Origin of the sequence: Rhizobium sp. BK316 (assembly GCF_014193695.1) — a bacterium.
GTDB lineage: Bacteria > Pseudomonadota > Alphaproteobacteria > Rhizobiales > Rhizobiaceae > Rhizobium.
On record NZ_JACHZR010000001.1, the window covers coordinates 1,452,984 to 1,471,570 of the forward strand.

Consider the following 18,587-nt stretch of genomic DNA (forward strand, 5'->3'; position numbering starts at 1 on the left):
CGCGTGGACGCGCCTGCCGCTGCCCGGAGCGGAGGATCGATTGAACGGCGTATTGCTAAAGGCGAGGGGATTGAGCAAATCCTTTGGCGCGCTCCGCGTCCTGCATGACATCAGCTTCGATGTCCGGCGCGGCGAGGTGCTGGGAATCCTCGGTCCGAACGGAGCGGGCAAGACCACGCTGTTCAACCTGATCAGTGGCGACTTGCGAAACGATGCCGGCGAACTCGTCTTTGCCGGCGAGCGACTTGTCGGCCAGCCGCCCTATTCGCGCTGCAAGATCGGTATCGGCCGCACCTACCAGATCCCCCGGCCGTATGTCGGCATGTCGACCTTCGAAAACCTGCTCGTGGCCGCTACCTTCGGCGGCGGGCGCACGGAGGCCCAGAGCTATGCGCTCTGCGCGCAGATTCTGCGCGATTGCGAACTGGCCGACAAGGCCAACCGTTCGGCCGGATCGCTCACGCTGCTCGACCGCAAGCGGCTGGAACTGGCTCGCGCGATGGCCTCGAGCCCGAGGCTGCTGCTGCTCGACGAAATTGCCGGCGGACTGACCGACGAGGAAGGCAAGGCGCTCGTGCAACTGATCCACCGCATCCGCGACCGCGGTGTCACCATCGTCTGGATCGAGCATGTGCTGCATGCCCTGCTGGCCGTGGCCGACCGGATCATGGTGCTGAACTTCGGCCAAAAGATCGCCGAGGGGCTGCCGGACGACGTCATCAAGAACCCGGAAGTCCGGCGCGTCTATATGGGGGTTGAGGCATGACGGGAAGGACGCTTCTTTCCACCCACGATCTCAAGGCCCGCTACGGCGACTTTCAGGCGCTTTACGGCATCGATCTCGAAATCGCGGAGGGCGAGGTCGTCGCCCTGATCGGCGCCAACGGTGCCGGCAAATCGACGCTGTTGAAGTCGATCATGGGCCTGATCAAGGTCGCGCCTGACATGGTGCGCCTTGACGGCCGGGCGGTCGGCGGCAGCAGGCCGCACGACATGGTGGCCGAGGGTGTGGCGATCGTACCCGAAGGCCGCCGGCTGTTTGCCGGCATGTCCGTGCTCGACAACCTGCGCGTGGCCGTCGATCATGCCGCGCCCGGCCGCGGCGATGCCTGGACGATCGAGCGCATCTATGCGCTGTTTCCGATCCTTAAAGAAAAGCAGGCGGCACCGGTCCAGTCCCTCTCCGGCGGCCAGCAGCAGATGGTGGCGATCGGCCGCGCGCTGCTCAACCGGCCGCGCCTGCTGCTCTGCGACGAGATCAGCCTCGGCCTGGCACCGAAGGTGATCAAGGAAATCTACCAATCCATCCCGTCGATTTCAGGAAACGGCACGGCCATCGTGCTGGTCGAACAGGATGTCGGCCTCGCCAAGTCCGCCTCAGACCGGCTCTATTGCATGCTGGAGGGCCGCGTCACGCTGACCGGCCGCTCGGCGGACATGTCCCGCGAGGCGATCGGCGAAGCCTACTTCGGAGCATCCCATGCAGTGGCTTGACGGACTGGTCCAGGGCATTCTTCTCGGTGGCCTCTATGCACAATATGCGCTCGGCATGGCGCTGATGTTCGGAGTCATGCGTGTCGTCAACATCACCCACGGCGATCTGATGATCCTGCTGGCGCTGGTCGGCATCAGCCTCGCCTCGACCTTCGGCCTCGGCCCTTGGTCGGTGCTGGTGGTCCTCGTCGCGCTCGGCGGCATCATCGGTGTCATCCTCCAGCGGCTGATCCTCAACCGTGTCGTAGGCGCCGACCCGTTGCCGTCTCTGATCGCCACCTTCGGCCTATCGATCGCGCTGCAGAACGCGATGCTGCAGGTCTGGTCGGCAGATACGCGTTCGCTGCAGAGCGTCGGCCTTGCCCAGGCCTCCTTCCAGCTCGGACCGCTCTTCGTCGGGGTGCTGCCCGTGATCGTGCTCGTTACGGCCACCGCGCTGACGGCGGCTCTTGCGACCACGATGCAGTATACGCGCTTCGGGCGTTCGCTGCGGGCGGCCTCCGCCGATGTCGAGGCCGCGGCGATGACCGGTATCGATCCGAAAGCCGTCTATGCCGGCGCGACGGCACTCGCCGTCGGCATCCTGGGTTTCGCCGCCGTCTTTCAGTCGATGCGTTCGACGGTGTCGCCGACCGATGGTGCCTTTCAGCTCATCTATGCCTTCGAGGCCGTCATCATCGGCGGCATGGGGTCGATCTGGGGCGCCTTCATCGGCGCCATGGTGCTCGGCATCAGCCAGTCGATCGGGTTCCGTATCGATCCCGGCTTCGGCATTCTCGCTGGCCACCTCGTCTTCCTGTTCATTCTCGCACTGCGGCCGCAGGGCATTCTCGGAAAGGACTGAGACCGTGACCCACGCGCTCGCAACCGCACAAGGCCCGGCCGGCACCACGGATCTTCCGCCGGTCCGCGTTCAGCGCCAGACCGCTTCCGGCGTCATCGCCATGGGGCTGGGCATAATCGCGCTCTTCACCATCGCCTCGATGCCGCTCTGGGCAAGCCAGGGCCTGATCCGCGATGTGGTCGAGCTCTGCTGCTACATCGCCGTTGCCCAGATGTGGAACCTGCTTGCCGGCTATGCCGGACTGGTGTCGGTCGGCCAACAGGTCTTCGTCGGCGTGGCTGCCTACATGATGTTCGTGATGGCGCAGCTCTGGGGCATCAATCCCTTTGTCGCCGTCATGCTGGCGATGATCGCCCCGGCCCTGCTCGCCATTCCCACCTACGGTCTGCTGCATCGGCTCGACGGCCCCTATTTCGCGATCGGCACCTGGGTCGTTGCCGAAGTGCTGCGGCTTGCGACTTCGGTCTTCGGCTATGTCAACGGCGGGGCAGGAATGAGCCTGCGCGTCATGACCAGCTATTCGCCCATGGAACGCGCCGTCGGCGTTTCGCTCCTCTGTGCATTGATGCTGCTCGTTACCGTCGGCGGCCCCTACTGGCTCCTACGCTCGCGCTACGGTCTGGCGTTGATCGCCATGCGTGACAATCCGGTCGCGGCGGCAAGCCAGGGTGTGAATGTCGGGCGGCTGCGCTTCGCAATCTGGGTCGCAGCAGCTGTCGGTACGGGTCTTGCGGGCGCCATCTACTTCATGGCCCAGCTGCGCATCACTCCACCTTCCGCCTATGACCCGAACTGGGCCAGCATCGCCATCTTCATCGTCATGGTCGGCGGCCTTGGATCGCTGGAAGGCGTGCTGATCGGGGCGCTGGTCTACTTCTTCGCCGAACGCTGGTTCGGCCTGTATGGCGCGACCTATCTGGTAGTGCTCGGCCTGCTCACTCTTTGCATGGCGCTTTTCGCGCGCGGCGGCATCTGGGGCCTGATCTGCAAGGTCGTCGACGCCCCGTGGTTCCCGACACGACGAAGGCTGGTGGAGGATCTGACATGAAGGCCGTACTTTTCGACGGCGTCGGAATGCCGCTGAAAGTGGGCGAACGCCCCGTTCCGGAACCGGCTTCCGATGAAGTCATGCTCAGGATCGCCGCTTGTGGCATCTGCGGTTCCGACCTGCACATGACCGAGGACCCGAAGACTTTCGGCCTCAATCGTCACGACGTGCTCGGCCACGAATTTGCTGGCGAAGTGATCCGATGCGGCACCGCCGTCTCCGAGCTCAAGCCGGGTGACCGGGTGGCAGTGGCGCCGATGCGCGGATGCGGCACATGCGATAATTGCAGAAAAGGCGAGCCCGCCTGGTGCGCCGAAATGCGGCTGATCGGCGGCGGATATGCCGAATATACCACGGTCACCGCCCGCCAATGCCGTATCCTGCCCGATGACCTTCCCATCGAGGAAGGCGCGCTGGCCGAACCGGTTGCCGTGGCGCTGCATTGCGTGATGCGATCGGGATTGAAGCCAGGCGAGCGCGTGCTGATTCTCGGCGCTGGGCCGATCGGCCTGCTGGTCGCCTTCTGGGCGCGACGTCAAGGCGCCCGCGACGTCATCGTCGCCGACATCAACCGGCATCAGGAAGACGGTGCGGCCTCGGTCGGCGCGACCGGCTTTGCCATGTCCGGCCCGGGACTGGCGCAAGAATTCCGCGCCAAGACCGGCGGAGCGCCCGACATCGTCTTCGAATGCGTCGGCAAGCGTGGGCTGCTCGATTTCGCCTGCCAGCTCGTCCGCACCCATGGAACGGTGGTCGGCGTCGGTCTCTGCGTCGGCGGCGACGACTGGGATCCCTTCGCGGCCTTGTCCAAGGAAATCCAGCTCATCTTCGCCGTGTTCTTCAACATGGCCGAGTTTGAGACGGCGCTCTCTGCGCTCGGCCCCGGCCGCTACCGCCCCCAGGCGCTGATCACGGGCCGGATCGGCTTCAATGACGTGCCCGATGCCTTCGAGGGACTGAGGCACCGAACGACGCAATGCAAGGTGCTGATCGCCGCTGATGCGGCCTGACCGATTGTCGAGGAGGATAGTCTATGGAATTCGAGACCCTGACGCAGGACATCGACGGTGTGCATACGGTCGTGAAGGCGATCGGCCGCGGCCCCGCCGTGCTTGCGCTGCATGGCGCGGCGACCATCGAGGGGTACGAGTGGGCGCGCGGTCTTGCCGAGCGCTTCCGTATCTACCTGCCCTTCCATCCCGGCTTCGGCGAGAGTGCCGAGGCGCCGCACATGTCCGGCATGCAGGACATGGTGGTCCACAATCTCCGGCTCATCAAGGCGCTCGGCCTCGAGCGTCCGCATCTGGTCGGCCATTCCATGGGCGGCTGGATGGCGGCCGAGATCGCCGTCGTCGCCGGCGAACGGTTCGGCAAGCTGGTGTTGAATGCGCCGGCCGGCCTCAATCATCCCGATCATCCCGGCGCCGATCTGAGCCAGATCCCGCCGGATCAGTTTCCCGCCTATCTCGCCCACAATGTCGAGGTCGCGGCCCGCTATTTCCCGGGCGGCTCGGAATGTCCCTCGACCGAGGATTTCGTGGCCGCCCGCGAGAAGGAAGGCCCGGCGTTGGGCAACATTCTCAATGTACACGGCATGGGCCATCCGAATCTCGGCCGCTGGCTAAGCCGGATTCCCAACGAAACCCTGATCGTCTGGGGCGACAGGGACCGCATGCTGCCCGCCTCGCAGGCGCCGCTCTGGCAGGCGGCCATCCCCAATGCCCGGACGCTGATCATCGAGAATGTCGGCCATTTCGCCATGCAGGAAGATCCGCGCACCGTCACAGCCATTGGCAACTTCCTCGCCACGTGAAACCCGAGCGCAACGCCCCAGGCGATCTGCGAAGACCAGGACTATCAAGGAGGAATTATCATGAACGCACCTATCAAGCATGCATCTGGCTACTGGGGCACGAAGACGGACTTCGCCTCCCTCATGGCTCATGTCGACAAGATCGGCCAGATCCTCGATAAAAATTCCGAGGCGAACGAGAAGCTCGGCCGCCTCAACGAGGAGACCTTCGAGGCGCTCAAGCCTATCCGCATGAGCCATATCTTCGCTGGCGAGGACATTGGCGGCGCACAGCTCTCGCCGACGCGGGGCCTGCAGCTCATCGAGGCCATCACCTATCACAGCGGCGCGGCCGGCTGGGTATCGATGGTACACGCCTGCATCGGCGCGATGTCGGCGGCCTTCCTGCCCGACACCGCGATCGGCCGCCTGTTCGGCGGCAAGTCCGACAACCGGTTCTCCGGCCAGGGTACGCCGACCGGTATGCTGAAGAAAGTCGATGGCGGCTATCGCCTGAACGGCAAATGGTCCTATGCCAGCGGTATCTACCACGCAACCTTTACCCACACCGCCGCCCTGCTGGACGACGGCAACGGCCAGCCGGCCAAAGACGAGAAGGGCGACGTGATCGTGCTCTGCGCGCATGCGCCGGTCGACGACCACGAACTGCTCGGCAACTGGAATGTCCTTGGCCTGCAGGCCACCGGCAGCATCGACTACGCCGCCAATGACGTCTTCATTCCCGATGACATGGTGTTTCCGATCCTGACTGCCGAGCCGCAGCGCATGCAGGAATTCTTCAGCCTCGGCGTAGTGGGCCTTGCCGCCATTGGCCATTCCGGCTGGGCGATCGGCGCATCGCGCCGCATGCTCGATGAGGCCGCGAAATACGCAAAGACCAAGACCGGCCGCGCCGGCCTGCTCGGCGAGAGCGACAAGTTCTGGTACGATTTCGGCCGGGCAGAGGCTCGTGTCCGGGCCGCCCGCGCCTTCCTGTTCGAGGTCTGGCGCGAAGTCGAAGCCTCGATCGAGGCCGGCAACCGCATGACAACGCGCCAGATCAGCCTGGTGCATCTCGCCAAATCCGAAGTGCATGAGGCGGGCGTCGATGCCTGCCATTTCGTCTATCGCTCGCTCGGTGGGGCTTCGTTGCGCTACGGCGTGATGCAGCGGATCTATCGCGAGATGCTGACAGCCTCGAACCATTTCACGATCAACCCGAACATCGTCGCCGCCGTCGGCCGCGACATTGCCGGCCTGTGGAGCGACCGCACTTGGCAGTTCTACGACCTGATCGAGAAGAAATGAGCGCGCCGGCAAAAGGCATGCCGGATAAAGTGGCGGCGCCCGAAACGGGCACCGCCGCCGTCAGCTCCGGCCTCACCGAGGCGTTCCTGGCGGCCTTCCGGCACCATCCGTCCGGTGTCGCCATCATCACGGCGGAGGGCGCCGAAGGCCCGGTGGCGATGACCGTGAGTTCGCTGATCTCGATCAGTGCCGCACCACCCATGGTCGCCTTTTCGCTCTCGGCATCGTCCTCGAGTGGGAAGGTGGTCGAGCGCGCTGCATCCGTCGTCGTGCATTTCGTGCGCCGTGCCGACATGCAACTCGCCCGGCTCTGCGCGACACCAGGCAAGAATCGCTTCGGGCCGGACGTGCGCTGGTCACGGCTCGACAGCGGCGAGCCTTATTATCCGCAGGTCGAACTCTGGTTTCGCGCCGAGCTGCGCGACCGGCTGGAAACGTCGGGGGCCTGCCTAGTGACGGCGGAGCTGACCTCCGTATCATCCGGGGCGCTTGTGACACGACAGGCCGAGGCGCTGGTCTATTCCAACCGAGCCTGGCACGCGCTGGGTCCGGTGGTCGACACGGTCTCGGCGCCGATGCTGCTGTGGCCGGACGATTCCGCCACCTTCTGAAGCCATGCCGGCGGCACGGCCGCCGGTTACCCTATTACATTCCCCAGACCACGGACTGTTCGTGACGCTTGATGAGATGCCTCAGATTCTCGAAACTCTTGCGAAGATGCGCCGAAAACGCCTCGATGGCCGGTGCCCCGAGATCGCCCGAGCGCCTGAGCAGGCCCAGCGCCCGCTCCGGATGGGGGATATTGACCGGCAGCGCGGTGATCGCCTTGTCATTGCGATAGGCGAAGACGACGCTGTGCGGCAGAATCGTCAATGCGTCGCTTTCCTTCATGTAGTTGATCGCGCTGGTCAGCGATCCGCCGGCATAGCGGATCTTGGTCTCGGTGGCGCCGAGCGACAGGACCAGGCTGCGCAGATCGGCGAGCAGCGGACTGCCGGGCGGCGGTGCGATCCAGGGAAAGTCGAGCAGTTCAGGACCCATCAGCTTGCGCTTGAGCAACAGCGGATGCGTGACGCGGCAGGCCACGACATTGCGGCCAGGCAGCAGTTCCTGGAAATGCATGCCCGAACCTTCTTCGAGCATGTCGATCGGGCAGATGGCGAGATCGATGCGGTCAGCGACGATAGCCGCGCGCAACTCGGAAAGATAGCCGTAGCTTTGCTCGACGCGAACGTCTGGGGAGGAATTCTGGAAGCCGGCGATCATGCCGGCAATCAGAGCATCCATGAAGAAGGGCGTGCCGCCGACGCGCACCAGCCCGGTGCGGCCATGACGGAATCCCTCGACCAGGGTCGATGCCTTGCGGGCAGAGGTCAATATGGCCTGGCCGTGATCGGCCAGCGCCCGGCCGAGCGGCGTCGGTTGCAGCGGCCGTCGCCCCTTGAGGAAAAGCGGCTCGCCCAGACGCTTTTCCAACATCGCAAGCGTTCGCGAAACGGCCGGCTGGCTGAGCCCGAGCAGAGCCGCACCCTCGGTCACGCCCCCTGCCTGAACGACCGCAGCAAGCTGCGCGAGATGCCTTTCATCGATCTTCATAACAATAACGAATATAAATCGCCGGAAAAATTATCAAGCACTCTATTCCGGCCTGTTAGGTTCTCGTCAGGGAGGAGTCATGCCAGACATATCGTTCAGTGAGCGCAACTCTACGCAACGTGTGACCGAGCGGCTCGACAAGCATGCCGAAGGCCCCTTGCAAGCCTTCATGGTTCCTTTCATAGAGCATCTGCACAAGCTCATCCGGGAGACGCGTCCGTCGCAAGCGGATTGGCGGCGAGCGATGGAATTCCTGACCGATGTCGGCCATGCCAGCGACGGCCGCCGGCAGGAATGGGTGCTGCTTTCCGATCTGCTCGGCGTCACCGCACTCGTTGAAGAAATCAATACGAATCGGCCGAAGGGCGCGACACCAAATACCGTGCGCGGCCCCTTCTACCGGGCCGATGCGCCCCGGCTCGCGCTCAATGCCAATATCTCCCTCGACGGCGTCGGCCCGGCGCTTGCCGTCAACGGCCATGTGCAGGATCTCGACGGCAAGCCGATCGCCGGCGCCACGGTCGAGACCTGGCAGGCCAATAGCGAAGGCTTCTACGAGAACCAGCAGCCGGACCAGCAGCCGGAATTCAACCTCCGCGGCATCTTCACGACCGACGAGGAGGGTTGCTTCCGCTACAAGACCGTCCGCCCGAGCGGCTATGCCGTGCCGAGCGATGGCCCGGTCGGCCAGATGCTGGGCAGGCTGGGCTTTCCCATGCGCCGGCCCGCCCACCTCCACTTCCTGATCAAGACCGATGGCTTCGAGACGATCAGCACGCATGTCTATGACGGCAGTGATCCGCATCTCGGCCGGGACGCCCTGTTCGGCGTGAAAGACGAGCTGATCGGGGAATTCAAGCCGACCGGCAAGGGGGATGCCTCGACGCTCGACTTCACCTTCACCATGGTCAGGGCGAAGAAGGGACGAGGCATGACATGACGCTATCCTTCATCTATCAGGGCAGTGCGGCGCGCATCGTCTTCGGCAATGGAACGAGTGCCGATGTCGGCAAATGGGTTGAGGCCCTGGACTGCCGCCGCGCGCTCGTGCTGTCGACGCCGCATCAGGCATCCGATGCGGAAGCCATGTCGAAACGGCTGGGAAGCCTGTCGGTCGGCACCTTTACCGAAGCGACCATGCATACCCCGGTCGACGTGACGGAGCGCGCCGTCGCACGCGCGGCCGAGTTCGGCGCGGATTGCGTCGTCTCCCTCGGCGGCGGCTCGACGACCGGGCTCGGAAAGGCCATGGCCTATCGCACCGATATCCAGCAGATCGTCGTGCCCACGACCTATGCCGGCTCGGAAGTCACGCCGATCCTCGGCCAGACGGAGAACGGCACCAAAACCACGCTGCGCAGCCCGAAGGTCACGCCCGAAGTCGTGATCTATGATCCGCAACTCACGATCGGCCTGCCGGTCGGCATGAGCGTCACAAGCGGCCTGAATGCGATTGCGCATGCTGCCGAAGGGCTCTATGCGCCCGATCGCAATCCCATCACGACGATGATGAGCATCGATGGCATACGCGCGCTCAAAGACGCGTTGCCCATCCTTATCGGCAGTCCACACGACGGTGCCGCTCGCGAAAAGGCGCTCTACGGCGCATGGCTCTGCGGCACCGTGCTCGGCCAGATCTCGATGTCGCTGCATCATAAGATCTGCCATACTCTGGGGGGCAGCTTCGACACGCCGCATGCCGAGACCCATTCCATCATGCTGCCGCATACAATCGGTTTCAACGCGTCGGCCGTGCCGGACCTGATGACGCCGATCTCCGACATTTTCGGTGGCACGACACCCGGGCAGGCCCTTTACGACTTCGCGAAATCGATCGGCGCGCCGATGGCGCTCAGGGATTTCGGCCTCACTGAGGCCGATCTCGACCGGGCAGCCGACATCGCGACCAAGAACCCCTATTCCAATCCGCGACCGATCGACCGCACATCGATCCGCGCCTTGTTGCAGGACGCCTGGAAGGGAACACGACCGCCATATTGAATTCTTTTGGGAGGAAGAAGGCATATGATTACGAGACGTGAATTGCTGAAGTCCGCAGCCGCCACGGGAGCCTTGGCGGCAACGTCCGGCCTCGCCATGCCGGCGATCGCCCAGGGCGCACCGATCAAATTCGGCTATGTCAGCCCCCAGACCGGTCCGCTGGCCGCGTTCGCCGAGGCCGACAAGTTCATCATCGACGGTTTCATGGCCGCCACCAAGGCGGCCGGCCTGAATTACGAAGTCGTGGTGAAGGACAGTCAGTCCAATCCGAACCGCGCCGCCGAAGTCGCCAAGGAACTGATCGTCAGCGACGAGGTCAATCTCGTCCTCGTGGCATCGACGCCGGAGACGACCAATCCTGTGGCCACTGTCTGCGAGGCAGAGGAGGTGCCCTGCATTTCGACGGCGGCCCCCTGGCAGCCCTGGTTCATCGGCCAGCAGGCAAATCCCGCCGATCCCGCATCCTGGAAACCGTTCAACAGCGCCTTCCACTTCTTCTGGGGACTGGAAGACGTCATCGCGGTCTATACCAATATGTGGGGCCAACTCGAGACCAACAAGAAGGTTGGCGGCCTGTTTCCCAATGACGGCGACGGCAATGCCTGGGGCGACAAGGCTCTAGGCTTCCCGCCGGTTCTGGAGAAGCTCGGTTATACGCTCAAGGATCCCGGCCGATACCAGAACCTGACCGACGATTTTTCCGCACAGATCAACGCCTTCAAGTCCGATGGCAGCGACCTCATCACCGGCGTGATGATCCCGCCGGATTTCACTACTTTCTGGAATCAAGCGCAGCAACAGGGCTTCAAGCCCAAGGTCGCGTCCATCGGCAAGGCGGTCCTGTTCCCACAGGCGGTCGAGGCGCTCGGCAAGACCGGACACAACCTTTCCTGCGAAGTCTGGTGGTCGGCGAGCCATCCGTTCAAGTCGTCGCTGACCGGCCAGAGCGCCGGTGAACTCGCTGACGGCTTCACCGCGGTTACTGGTCGGCCCTGGACCCAGCCCATAGGCTTCGTTCATGCGCTGTTTGAGGTCGGCGTCGACGTCATGAAACGTGCCGACCCGACCGACAGCAAAGCGGTCATCGCCGCCATCGCCGCCTCGAACGTCGAGACGATCGTCGGCAAGGTGGCCTGGGACGGTGCGAATGTGCCGCCCTTTGCCGCCAAGAACATCGCCAAGACGCCGCTGGTCGGCGGTCAGTGGCGTCTCAAGGACGGCGGCGGCTACGACCTCGTCATCGTCGACAACCAGACCGCGCCGAACATTCCGACCGGCGGCAGGATGGAAGCGATCGGCTGAGTCATGCCCATACTCGCCCTCGACCGTGTCTTTAAAAGCTTCGGCGCCCTGAAGGTCGCCGACCAGATTTCGTTTGCACTGGAAACGGGCGAGGCGCTCGGCGTAATCGGGCCGAACGGCGCCGGCAAGTCGACGCTATTCAACCTCATCACCGGCAATATCCGCGTCGATGCCGGGACCATCCAGTTCGACGGCAGGGACGTGACGCGACAGCCGCCGATGGCGCGCTGCCTCGCCGGTATCGGCCGGACGTTCCAGATCCCGCAGCCCTTCGAAAAGCTGACGGTGTTCGAGAACCTGCTGGTCGCCGGTGCCTTCGGGTCGCGCAAGAGCGAGCGAGAGGTCGGCGACCGCTGCGCCGATATTCTCGTCGAGACAGGGCTTTATCTCAAGGCGAACCAACTCGCGGGAAGCCTGGGGCTCCTGCAGCGCAAGCGCCTGGAGCTCGCCCGCGCGCTCGCGACCGATCCGAAGATCCTTCTGCTCGACGAAATTGCCGGTGGATTGACGGAGGGAGAATGCCGGGAACTGGTGGAAACGATCCGCGCCATCCATCGGCGCGGCGTTTCCATCATCTGGGTCGAGCACGTGCTGCATGCTCTCAATTCAGTCGTCAGCCGGCTCATCGTTCTGCATTTCGGCCGGGTAATCGGAGACGGTGATCCCGACACGATCATGGCCTCCAAGGAGGTGCGTGAAATCTATCTCGGGATCGATGTCTGATGGCGCTGCTCGAGACACATGGCCTGACGGCCTTCTATGGCGATTTCCAGGCGTTGTTCGGCGTCGATATCGCCTTGAATGAAGGTGAGACGATCGCCGTAATCGGCGCCAACGGCGCCGGCAAGTCGACCCTCCTGCGGTCGATCGCCGGCCTGATCCGCAATGTCCCCACACATATCCGGTTTAATGCACGGGACATCGGTGCCCTGGCCGCTCCGGATGTCCTGCAACTCGGCATCGCCATGGTGCCGGAAGGCCGTCGGCTCTTTCCTTCCCTTTCCGTCGAGGAGAACCTGCTGATCGGCAAATATGGCCGGGTCGGCAACGGTGCGTGGTCGCTCGACACCATCTACGATCTCTTTCCCGTGCTGAAGGAGCGGCGCCACCATCCCGGCACCACACTCTCGGGCGGACAGCAGCAGATGGTCGCGATCGGCCGCGGACTGATGTCCAATCCGCGCGTGCTGCTCTGCGACGAGGTGAGCCTCGGGCTCGCACCCGTGGTGGTCAGGGACATCTACGCGGCCTTTCCGAAAATCCGCGCGACGGGCGCTTCGATCGTCATCATCGAGCAGGATATCGGCCAGGCGCTGAAAGTGGCCGACCGGGTCTACTGCATGATGGAGGGACGGGTGACGCTGACGGGCATACCGGAGACGCTGAGCCGCGAGAATATCCATGCTGCCTATTTTGGAGCGCATGCGCGATGAACTGGCTAGATACGATCATTCAGGGCATTTTGCTCGGCGGCCTTTACGCACTTTTCGCGGCGGGGCTCAGCCTCGTCTTCGGCATTATGCGGCTGGTCAATCTCGCCCATGGCGATCTGATCGTGCTCGCCGCCTTCCTGATCCTGCTGCTGGTTTCGACCCTCGGCCTCAATCCCTTCATCGCTGCCGCGGTCGCGCTGCCCGTGATGTTCGCTCTCGGCTGGGCACTGCAATTCCTCGTGCTCAACCGGACACTCGGTAACGATATACTCCCTCCCCTGCTCGTGACCTTCGGCCTTTCGGTCGTGATCCAGAACGGTCTGCTCGAGGGCTTCTCGGCCGACAGCCGCAGGATTTCGGCGGGCGCCCTGGAAACGGCCTCGCTTAAGATCGGTCCCGTCAGCATCGGCACCATGCCGCTCCTCACCTTCTTGTCCGCGGTGGGCGTCATCATCGCGCTCAACCTCGTCTTCTATCGCACCTCGCTCGGCCGGGCCTTCCGTGCCACATCGGACGACAGTGCGACGGCGGGCCTGATGGGCATCCGCGCCGAGCGCATATTCGCCACCGCCACCGGGCTTGCCATGATGGTGGTGACGATCGCGGCACTCTATCTCGGTACACGCGCCAATTTCGATCCGACCATGGGACCTGCACGGCTGATCTATGCCTTCGAGGCCGTGATCCTCGGCGGGCTCGGCTCCTTCTGGGGGACGCTGGCCGGCGGTATCATCATCGGCGTGGCACAGACCGTGGGCGCCGCGATCAATCCGGAATGGCAGATCCTTGCGGGCCATATCGCTTTCCTGCTGGTGCTGGTCGTCAGGCCGCGTGGCCTTTTCCCACGGGCGGTGGATTGATATGAGCGATCACCTTTCCTCCTCCTGGACCGTCTCGGCCCACACGCGCGGTTCCTCCGCATCCATGCTGGTGATCCTCGCCCTTGTGGCGCTCGCCGTCGCTGCGCCGCTCTTCGTCTCGCGCTCGGTGGTCCAGGATCTGTTCTTCATCCTGACCATGCTGGTGCTGGCACAGTGCTGGAACCTGCTCGCCGGCTATGCGGGCCTGGTCTCCGTCGGCCAGCAGGCCTTTGTCGGTTTCGGCGCCTATGCGATGTTTGCAGGCGTCAGCCTGCTCGAAATGGATCCGATGGCAGCCATTATGCTCGGCGGGCTGGCGGCGCTGGCGCTGTCTGTGCCCACGGCCTTCTTCGTCTTCCGCCTGCAGGGTGCCTATTTCGCCATCGGCACCTGGGTCATCGCCGAGATCGTGCGACTGTCGCTCGCGCAGTGGAAGGCGCTGGGCGGCGGAACCGGCACCTCGCTGCCGTCAGGCGCGACCCGCGACATGTTCGGCGTGCGCTTCGTCGCGGACCTGCTCGGCATGCGCGGGCCGCAGGCCACCGATATCGTCTGCTACTGGCTGGCGCTGCTTTTGGCCGTCGTGACGATCGGTTCGATCTACAAGCTGCTGCGCTCGAAGCAGGGCCTGGGACTCGCCGCAGTGCGCGACAACCGCGAGGCTGCGCGCTCGGTCGGCGTCGATCCGCTCTGGACAAAATCCTTCGTCTATCTCGTCGCGGCGCTGGCGACAGGCCTCACCGGCGCGCTGATTTATGTGCAGAAGGCGCGCATCTCGCCGGATGCGGCCTTCTCCGTTCCGGACTGGACGGCCTATGTGATCTTCATCGCGGTCATCGGCGGTATCGGCACGATCGAGGGGCCGATTATCGGGGTGATCGTGTTCTACATCCTGCAGAGCCTGCTGGCCGACTACGGTTCCTGGTACCTGCTGATTCTCGGTCTGATCGGCATCCTGATCATGCTGTTTGCGCCGCGCGGCCTCTGGGGCCTGTTCGCCGACCGCACCGGAATCCAGCTCTTTCCCGTCCGCCGCATCCTGGCGGGCCAGCCCAAAACCAAAGACATCAAAGGGAGTGATTGATGGCCGATATCGAAACCGACGTCCTGATCGTTGGAACCGGCCCGGCGGGGTCGGCAACCGCAGCCCTGCTTGCCACATACGGGATCGAAAACATGGCGATCAACCGTTATCGTTGGCTCGCCAACACGCCGCGCGCCCACATCACCAACCAGCGCACGATGGAAGTACTGCGCGATCTGGGCCAGGAGGTCGAAGCGGAAGCCTATCTCCATTGCAGCCCGCAGGACATCATGGGCGAGAACGTGTTCTGCACCTCGCTCGCCGGCGAGGAACTCGGCCGTCTCAAGACCTGGGGCACCCACCCGAAGTCCAAGGCCGAGCATCTCATCTCCTCGCCCACCGAGATGAATGACCTGCCGCAAACCTTCATGGAGCCGCTGCTGTTCAAGACCGCCTGCGCACGCGGGACGCAGGCGCGGATGTCCACGGAATATGTCAGCCATGTGCAGGATGCCGAGGGCGTGACGACGATCTGCCGGGACCGCCTGACCGGCAGGGATTTCGCCATCCGCTCGAAATACCTGATCGGCGCCGATGGCGGCAATTCGCTGGTGGCGCAGCATCTCGGCCTGCCATTCGAGGGCAAGATGGGCGTGGCCGGTTCGATGAACATCCTGTTCAAGGCCGACCTCACCCGCTACGTCGCCCACCGCCCCTCGGTTCTCTACTGGGTGCTGCAGCCGGGCTCCAATGTCGGCGGCATCGGCATGGGCCTGGTGCGCATGATCCGGCCATGGAACGAGTGGCTGATCAATTGGGGCTATGACATCAGCCAGGGCGTGCCTGAGGTCGACAACGCTTTTGCCGAAGGCGTGGCCCGCGACCTGATCGGCGATCCCGATATCGACATCGAGGTCACCTCCGTCTCGACCTGGACGGTCAACAACTGCTACGCCACCCGCGCCCAAAAGGGCCGGGTCTTCTGCATGGGTGACGCGATCCACCGCCATCCGCCGTCGAACGGGCTCGGCTCCAACACCTCGATCCAGGACGGCTTCAACCTCGCCTGGAAGCTCGCCATGGTCATCAAGGGCCACGCCGGCGCCGGCCTGCTCGAAACCTATACAGAGGAGCGCGCGCCGATCGCCAAGCAGATCGTCACCCGCGCCAACCAGTCGATCGAGGAATTCGGCCCAATCTTCGGAGCACTTGGCCTGCTCGATTCCATCGACCCGGTAAAGATGCAGGAAAACATGGATCGCCGCTGCGACGACAGTACGGCCGCCGAGAGCCAGCGTGCGGCGCTGCGCGAGGCGATCGCCTTCAAGGTTTATGAATTCGACGCCCATGGCGTGGAGATGAACCACCGCTATAAATCCTCGGCAGTTGCTACCGATGCGCAGCCCGAGCCCACATTCACCCAGAACCCGGAACTGCATTTCGAGCAGACGACTTGGCCCGGCGCACGCCTGCCGCATGCCTGGCTGTTCGGGAAAGGCAACCGGAAGACCTCCACGCTCGACCTCTGCGGTCATGGCAAGTTCACCCTCCTGACCGGTATCGGCGGCCGGGCCTGGGTCGATGCGGTCGAGACCTTGTCGGCGGAACTCCGCCTTCCGCTCGCAACCCATGTCATCGGGCCACGGCAGACATGGCAGGATCATTACGGCGACTGGGCACGTGCCTGCGAAGTGGGCGATGCAGGGGCCATCCTGGTGCGGCCAGACCACCACGTTGCATGGCGCTCCGAGGGGCTGGCGGCTGACCCCGCAGCCGAATTGCGCCGCGTGTTGACAACAATTCTGGATCGGTGAGGCGATGATGGAAGCGCATGAGAAGGGCTATTTCACCGAGGAAAACTCGGTCGAGGTCGTGACCGGCCGCAATGCCGGCGCCAAGGACGAGCGGCTGAAGCAGGTGATGGAAGTCATCACCCGCAAGCTGCATGAGGCAGTGAAGGAACTGGAGCCGACGCAGGAGGAATGGATGCAGGCCATCCTCTTCCTCACCCGCACCGGCCAGATGTGCAACGAATGGCGTCAGGAGTTCATCCTGCTGTCCGACGTGCTCGGCGTGTCGATGCTGGTCGATGCGATCAATAACCGCAAGCCCTCGGGCGCGTCCGAAAGCACGGTGCTCGGCCCCTTCCACGTCGCCGACGCCCCGGAGCTGCCGATGGGCAGCAATATCTGCCTCGACAGCAAGGGCGAGGACATGGTCATCGAGGGCCGCATCCTCGACACCGAGGGCAGGCCGATTGTCAATGCCGTCATCGACGTCTGGCAGGCCAATGACGAAGGCTTCTACGACGTGCAGCAGAAGGGCATCCAGCCCGACTTCAATCTGCGCGGCATCTTTAGGACCGGCCCGGATGGACATTATTGGTTCCGCGCCGTGAAACCGAAATATTACCCTATCCCGGACGATGGCCCCGTCGGGCAGTTGCTCGGCCATCTCGGTCGCCACCCCTACCGCCCGGCGCATCTGCACTACATCATTAGCGCCGACGGTTTCGAGACGCTGACGACGCATATTTTCGACCCCAACGATCCCTATATCCACTCTGACGCGGTTTTCGGTGTCAAGGAAAGCCTGCTGGCGAAGTTCAACCGGATGAATGATCCGGTGCGCGCGAAAGCTTACGAATTCGACGGCGATTTCTGGGATGTGACGCACGACTTCGTGCTGGCGCGAAGCCGCGCCTGACATAGGCTCTATTGTGACCATAGAAGAGGATGCGGGCATGGCATCCTCTTCCGGGCGATTTCATCGCAGTATCAGTCGGTGGATGAGATACGCTCGCGTTCACCCATGAACGGTCCCTGCACCCACTGGATCGTCTTTTCGTGTTTCTCGACCGCGCGCCGGAGTTCCGCAAACTCCCGGCGCATATGGCCGAGAAACTTGCGGCCGGCCGGGTTCGAATAGGGCTTCTTGCGTGTCATGACGCCGAGCACGCGCTCGGGCTGGGGAATATCGAGCGGGATGATGCTGATCTTGTTCTCACCGCGGAAAGCATGAACGACGGAATGCGGCAGAATGGCCAGCGCATCGGTGCCCGCGAGGTAATTTACGACGCTCAACAGCGACCCGCCCGCATAGCGCAGCGACACTTCCGTCAGCCCCAGCGTCAGCAGAATATTGTGCAGGTCGAGCACCAGCGGAGAACCCGGTAGCGGCGCGATCCAGGGGTAATTGACGATGTCCTCGGTCACGAGATTGCGCTTGCGGACCAGCGGATGGCCGGCGCCACACGTGAGCACGTTGCGCGCCGTCAGAATCGGCTCGAAATGCAGATCGGCGCGCAGATCCACCGACCCGGTCGGGGTCACCGCGAGGTCGATCTGGCCGGAATCCAGTTCGGCGACGAGGTCGGGATAGTTGCCATAGGACTGGTGCACCATAATGCCCGGCTCGCCGCGCTGGAACGAGGCGATCATCGGCGACACCACCGCATCCATGAAGAAGGGCACCCCGCCGATCCGCACGCGTCCCGATGAACCAGACTTGAAGCTGCGGATGATCTCCATCGCCTTACGCGACGATGCCAGGATAGCCTTGCCCTGCTGGCCGAGCTGTTCGCCGAGCGGCGTGGGCTGCATCGGCCGCCGGCCGGAGACGAAGAGTGGCTCGCCGATGCGCTTTTCCAGGATCGAGATGGTGCGCGACACCGCCGACTGGGTCATGCCCAGCATGGCGGCCGCTTCGGTAACACCACCGGTCTCGATCACGGCGGCGAGTTGGACAAGGTGAGCTTCCACGATCTTCATAGCAAATTGCTATAGCTTGTATGAACAATGTCAATCAACAGGGGAATAGATGGGCTATAGTCAGGACTATCACGGGATGTCTGCGACATGCAGACCGCGCCGTGGTTTCGGATGA

At 63.7% G+C, this 18,587-nt stretch carries 19 protein-coding genes; 17 read left to right on the forward strand and 2 right to left on the reverse strand.

Going from position 1 to position 18,587, the window contains the following annotated elements:
* Window positions 1-70 precede the first annotated feature (70 nt).
* From FHT87_RS06490 to FHT87_RS06525, 8 genes are read left to right on the forward strand one after another with little or no spacing between them, the layout of a single operon-like run.
* Window positions 71-766, forward strand: coding sequence for an ABC transporter ATP-binding protein (locus FHT87_RS06490; protein WP_183727283.1), 696 nt, complete (start codon window positions 71-73; stop codon window positions 764-766).
* Complete coding sequence (locus FHT87_RS06495; RefSeq protein ID WP_183800380.1) at window positions 763-1,494, forward strand: ABC transporter ATP-binding protein; 732 nt, start codon at window positions 763-765, stop codon at window positions 1,492-1,494. The genes FHT87_RS06490 and FHT87_RS06495 overlap by 4 nt, the downstream gene beginning before the upstream one ends.
* Window positions 1,481-2,338 carry a branched-chain amino acid ABC transporter permease gene (locus FHT87_RS06500; protein WP_183800383.1) on the forward strand — a complete coding sequence of 286 codons (858 nt, stop codon included), beginning with the start codon at window positions 1,481-1,483 and terminating at the stop codon, window positions 2,336-2,338. The genes FHT87_RS06495 and FHT87_RS06500 overlap by 14 nt, the downstream gene beginning before the upstream one ends.
* Window positions 2,339-2,342: 4 nt before the next feature.
* Window positions 2,343-3,386 carry a branched-chain amino acid ABC transporter permease gene (locus tag FHT87_RS06505; RefSeq protein ID WP_183726469.1) on the forward strand — a complete coding sequence of 348 codons (1,044 nt, stop codon included), beginning with the start codon at window positions 2,343-2,345 and terminating at the stop codon, window positions 3,384-3,386.
* Window positions 3,383-4,396: an alcohol dehydrogenase catalytic domain-containing protein gene (locus tag FHT87_RS06510; RefSeq protein ID WP_183726471.1), complete on the forward strand. Its 1,014-nt coding sequence runs from the start codon at window positions 3,383-3,385 to the stop codon at window positions 4,394-4,396. Before FHT87_RS06505 ends, FHT87_RS06510 begins: the two co-directional genes overlap by 4 nt.
* A 23-nt stretch (window positions 4,397-4,419) precedes the next feature.
* The gene (locus FHT87_RS06515) at window positions 4,420-5,199 is read left to right on the forward strand and encodes an alpha/beta hydrolase (RefSeq protein ID WP_183800385.1); all 780 of its coding nucleotides are present in this window, start codon (window positions 4,420-4,422) and stop codon (window positions 5,197-5,199) included.
* A gap of 60 nt (window positions 5,200-5,259) precedes the next feature.
* On the forward strand, window positions 5,260-6,486 hold the full coding sequence (locus FHT87_RS06520) for an acyl-CoA dehydrogenase family protein (protein WP_183800388.1): 1,227 nt from the start codon (window positions 5,260-5,262) through the stop codon (window positions 6,484-6,486).
* A gap of 17 nt (window positions 6,487-6,503) precedes the next feature.
* A complete protein-coding gene (locus tag FHT87_RS06525; RefSeq protein WP_246699570.1) occupies window positions 6,504-7,097 on the forward strand; it encodes a flavin reductase family protein in 594 nt (197 codons plus the stop codon).
* 34 nt (window positions 7,098-7,131) lie between these two features.
* Here FHT87_RS06525 and FHT87_RS06530 read toward each other — a convergent pair whose 3' ends face one another.
* Window positions 7,132-8,082, reverse strand: a complete 951-nt coding sequence (locus FHT87_RS06530) for a LysR family transcriptional regulator (protein ID WP_183726477.1) — start codon at window positions 8,080-8,082, stop codon at window positions 7,132-7,134.
* Window positions 8,083-8,161: 79 nt separating this feature from the next.
* Between FHT87_RS06530 and FHT87_RS06535 the strand changes: the two genes are divergently transcribed.
* The 9 genes from FHT87_RS06535 to FHT87_RS06575 all read left to right on the forward strand — a co-directional run bounded on the left by FHT87_RS06535 (window position 8,162) and on the right by FHT87_RS06575 (window position 17,408).
* Entirely contained in the window at window positions 8,162-9,022 is an 861-nt protein-coding gene (locus tag FHT87_RS06535; RefSeq protein ID WP_183800391.1) for a dioxygenase, read from the forward strand.
* Window positions 9,019-10,083 carry a maleylacetate reductase gene (locus FHT87_RS06540; protein WP_183800393.1) on the forward strand — a complete coding sequence of 355 codons (1,065 nt, stop codon included), beginning with the start codon at window positions 9,019-9,021 and terminating at the stop codon, window positions 10,081-10,083. Before FHT87_RS06535 ends, FHT87_RS06540 begins: the two co-directional genes overlap by 4 nt.
* Window positions 10,084-10,107: 24 nt before the next feature.
* Window positions 10,108-11,385: an ABC transporter substrate-binding protein gene (locus tag FHT87_RS06545; protein WP_183800396.1), complete on the forward strand. Its 1,278-nt coding sequence runs from the start codon at window positions 10,108-10,110 to the stop codon at window positions 11,383-11,385.
* 3 nt (window positions 11,386-11,388) lie between these two features.
* Window positions 11,389-12,108 carry an ABC transporter ATP-binding protein gene (locus FHT87_RS06550; protein WP_183726484.1) on the forward strand — a complete coding sequence of 240 codons (720 nt, stop codon included), beginning with the start codon at window positions 11,389-11,391 and terminating at the stop codon, window positions 12,106-12,108.
* On the forward strand, window positions 12,108-12,818 hold the full coding sequence (locus tag FHT87_RS06555; RefSeq protein ID WP_183800399.1) for an ABC transporter ATP-binding protein: 711 nt from the start codon (window positions 12,108-12,110) through the stop codon (window positions 12,816-12,818). Before FHT87_RS06550 ends, FHT87_RS06555 begins: the two co-directional genes overlap by 1 nt.
* Complete coding sequence (locus FHT87_RS06560; RefSeq protein WP_183800402.1) at window positions 12,815-13,678, forward strand: branched-chain amino acid ABC transporter permease; 864 nt, start codon at window positions 12,815-12,817, stop codon at window positions 13,676-13,678. The genes FHT87_RS06555 and FHT87_RS06560 overlap by 4 nt, the downstream gene beginning before the upstream one ends.
* A gap of 64 nt (window positions 13,679-13,742) precedes the next feature.
* Entirely contained in the window at window positions 13,743-14,762 is a 1,020-nt protein-coding gene (locus FHT87_RS06565; RefSeq protein WP_183801072.1) for a branched-chain amino acid ABC transporter permease, read from the forward strand.
* A complete protein-coding gene (locus tag FHT87_RS06570) occupies window positions 14,762-16,516 on the forward strand; it encodes an FAD-dependent monooxygenase (RefSeq protein ID WP_183800405.1) in 1,755 nt (584 codons plus the stop codon). The genes FHT87_RS06565 and FHT87_RS06570 overlap by 1 nt, the downstream gene beginning before the upstream one ends.
* A gap of 7 nt (window positions 16,517-16,523) precedes the next feature.
* Window positions 16,524-17,408 (forward strand): intradiol ring-cleavage dioxygenase, encoded by an 885-nt coding sequence (locus FHT87_RS06575; RefSeq protein WP_183801075.1) that lies wholly within the window; start codon window positions 16,524-16,526, stop codon window positions 17,406-17,408.
* A 71-nt stretch (window positions 17,409-17,479) separates the two neighbouring features.
* Here the strand turns inward: FHT87_RS06575 and FHT87_RS06580 are convergent, their stop codons facing one another.
* On the reverse strand, window positions 17,480-18,472 hold the full coding sequence (locus FHT87_RS06580) for a LysR family transcriptional regulator (RefSeq protein WP_183800408.1): 993 nt from the start codon (window positions 18,470-18,472) through the stop codon (window positions 17,480-17,482).
* Window positions 18,473-18,587 lie beyond the last annotated feature (115 nt).

Excerpts from the sequence above, each read along its gene's own strand:
- FHT87_RS06535 (WP_183800391.1), top strand. The coding sequence starts at position 8,162 with ATGCCAGACATATCGTTCAGTGAGCGCAACTCTACGCAACGTGTGACC.
- FHT87_RS06520 (WP_183800388.1), top strand. The coding sequence starts at position 5,260 with ATGAACGCACCTATCAAGCATGCATCTGGCTACTGGGGCACGAAGACG.
- FHT87_RS06500 (WP_183800383.1), top strand. The coding sequence starts at position 1,481 with ATGCAGTGGCTTGACGGACTGGTCCAGGGCATTCTTCTCGGTGGCCTC.
- FHT87_RS06545 (WP_183800396.1), top strand. The coding sequence starts at position 10,108 with ATGATTACGAGACGTGAATTGCTGAAGTCCGCAGCCGCCACGGGAGCC.
- FHT87_RS06550 (WP_183726484.1), top strand. The coding sequence starts at position 11,389 with ATGCCCATACTCGCCCTCGACCGTGTCTTTAAAAGCTTCGGCGCCCTG.
- FHT87_RS06570 (WP_183800405.1), top strand. The coding sequence starts at position 14,762 with ATGGCCGATATCGAAACCGACGTCCTGATCGTTGGAACCGGCCCGGCG.
- FHT87_RS06565 (WP_183801072.1), top strand. The coding sequence starts at position 13,743 with ATGCTGGTGATCCTCGCCCTTGTGGCGCTCGCCGTCGCTGCGCCGCTC.
- FHT87_RS06525 (WP_246699570.1), top strand. The coding sequence starts at position 6,504 with ATGCCGGATAAAGTGGCGGCGCCCGAAACGGGCACCGCCGCCGTCAGC.
- FHT87_RS06580 (WP_183800408.1), bottom strand. The coding sequence starts at position 18,472 with ATGAAGATCGTGGAAGCTCACCTTGTCCAACTCGCCGCCGTGATCGAG.
- FHT87_RS06540 (WP_183800393.1), top strand. The coding sequence starts at position 9,019 with ATGACGCTATCCTTCATCTATCAGGGCAGTGCGGCGCGCATCGTCTTC.
- FHT87_RS06515 (WP_183800385.1), top strand. The coding sequence starts at position 4,420 with ATGGAATTCGAGACCCTGACGCAGGACATCGACGGTGTGCATACGGTC.
- FHT87_RS06510 (WP_183726471.1), top strand. The coding sequence starts at position 3,383 with ATGAAGGCCGTACTTTTCGACGGCGTCGGAATGCCGCTGAAAGTGGGC.
- FHT87_RS06575 (WP_183801075.1), top strand. The coding sequence starts at position 16,524 with ATGGAAGCGCATGAGAAGGGCTATTTCACCGAGGAAAACTCGGTCGAG.
- FHT87_RS06495 (WP_183800380.1), top strand. The coding sequence starts at position 763 with ATGACGGGAAGGACGCTTCTTTCCACCCACGATCTCAAGGCCCGCTAC.
- FHT87_RS06555 (WP_183800399.1), top strand. The coding sequence starts at position 12,108 with ATGGCGCTGCTCGAGACACATGGCCTGACGGCCTTCTATGGCGATTTC.
- FHT87_RS06530 (WP_183726477.1), bottom strand. The coding sequence starts at position 8,082 with ATGAAGATCGATGAAAGGCATCTCGCGCAGCTTGCTGCGGTCGTTCAG.
- FHT87_RS06560 (WP_183800402.1), top strand. The coding sequence starts at position 12,815 with ATGAACTGGCTAGATACGATCATTCAGGGCATTTTGCTCGGCGGCCTT.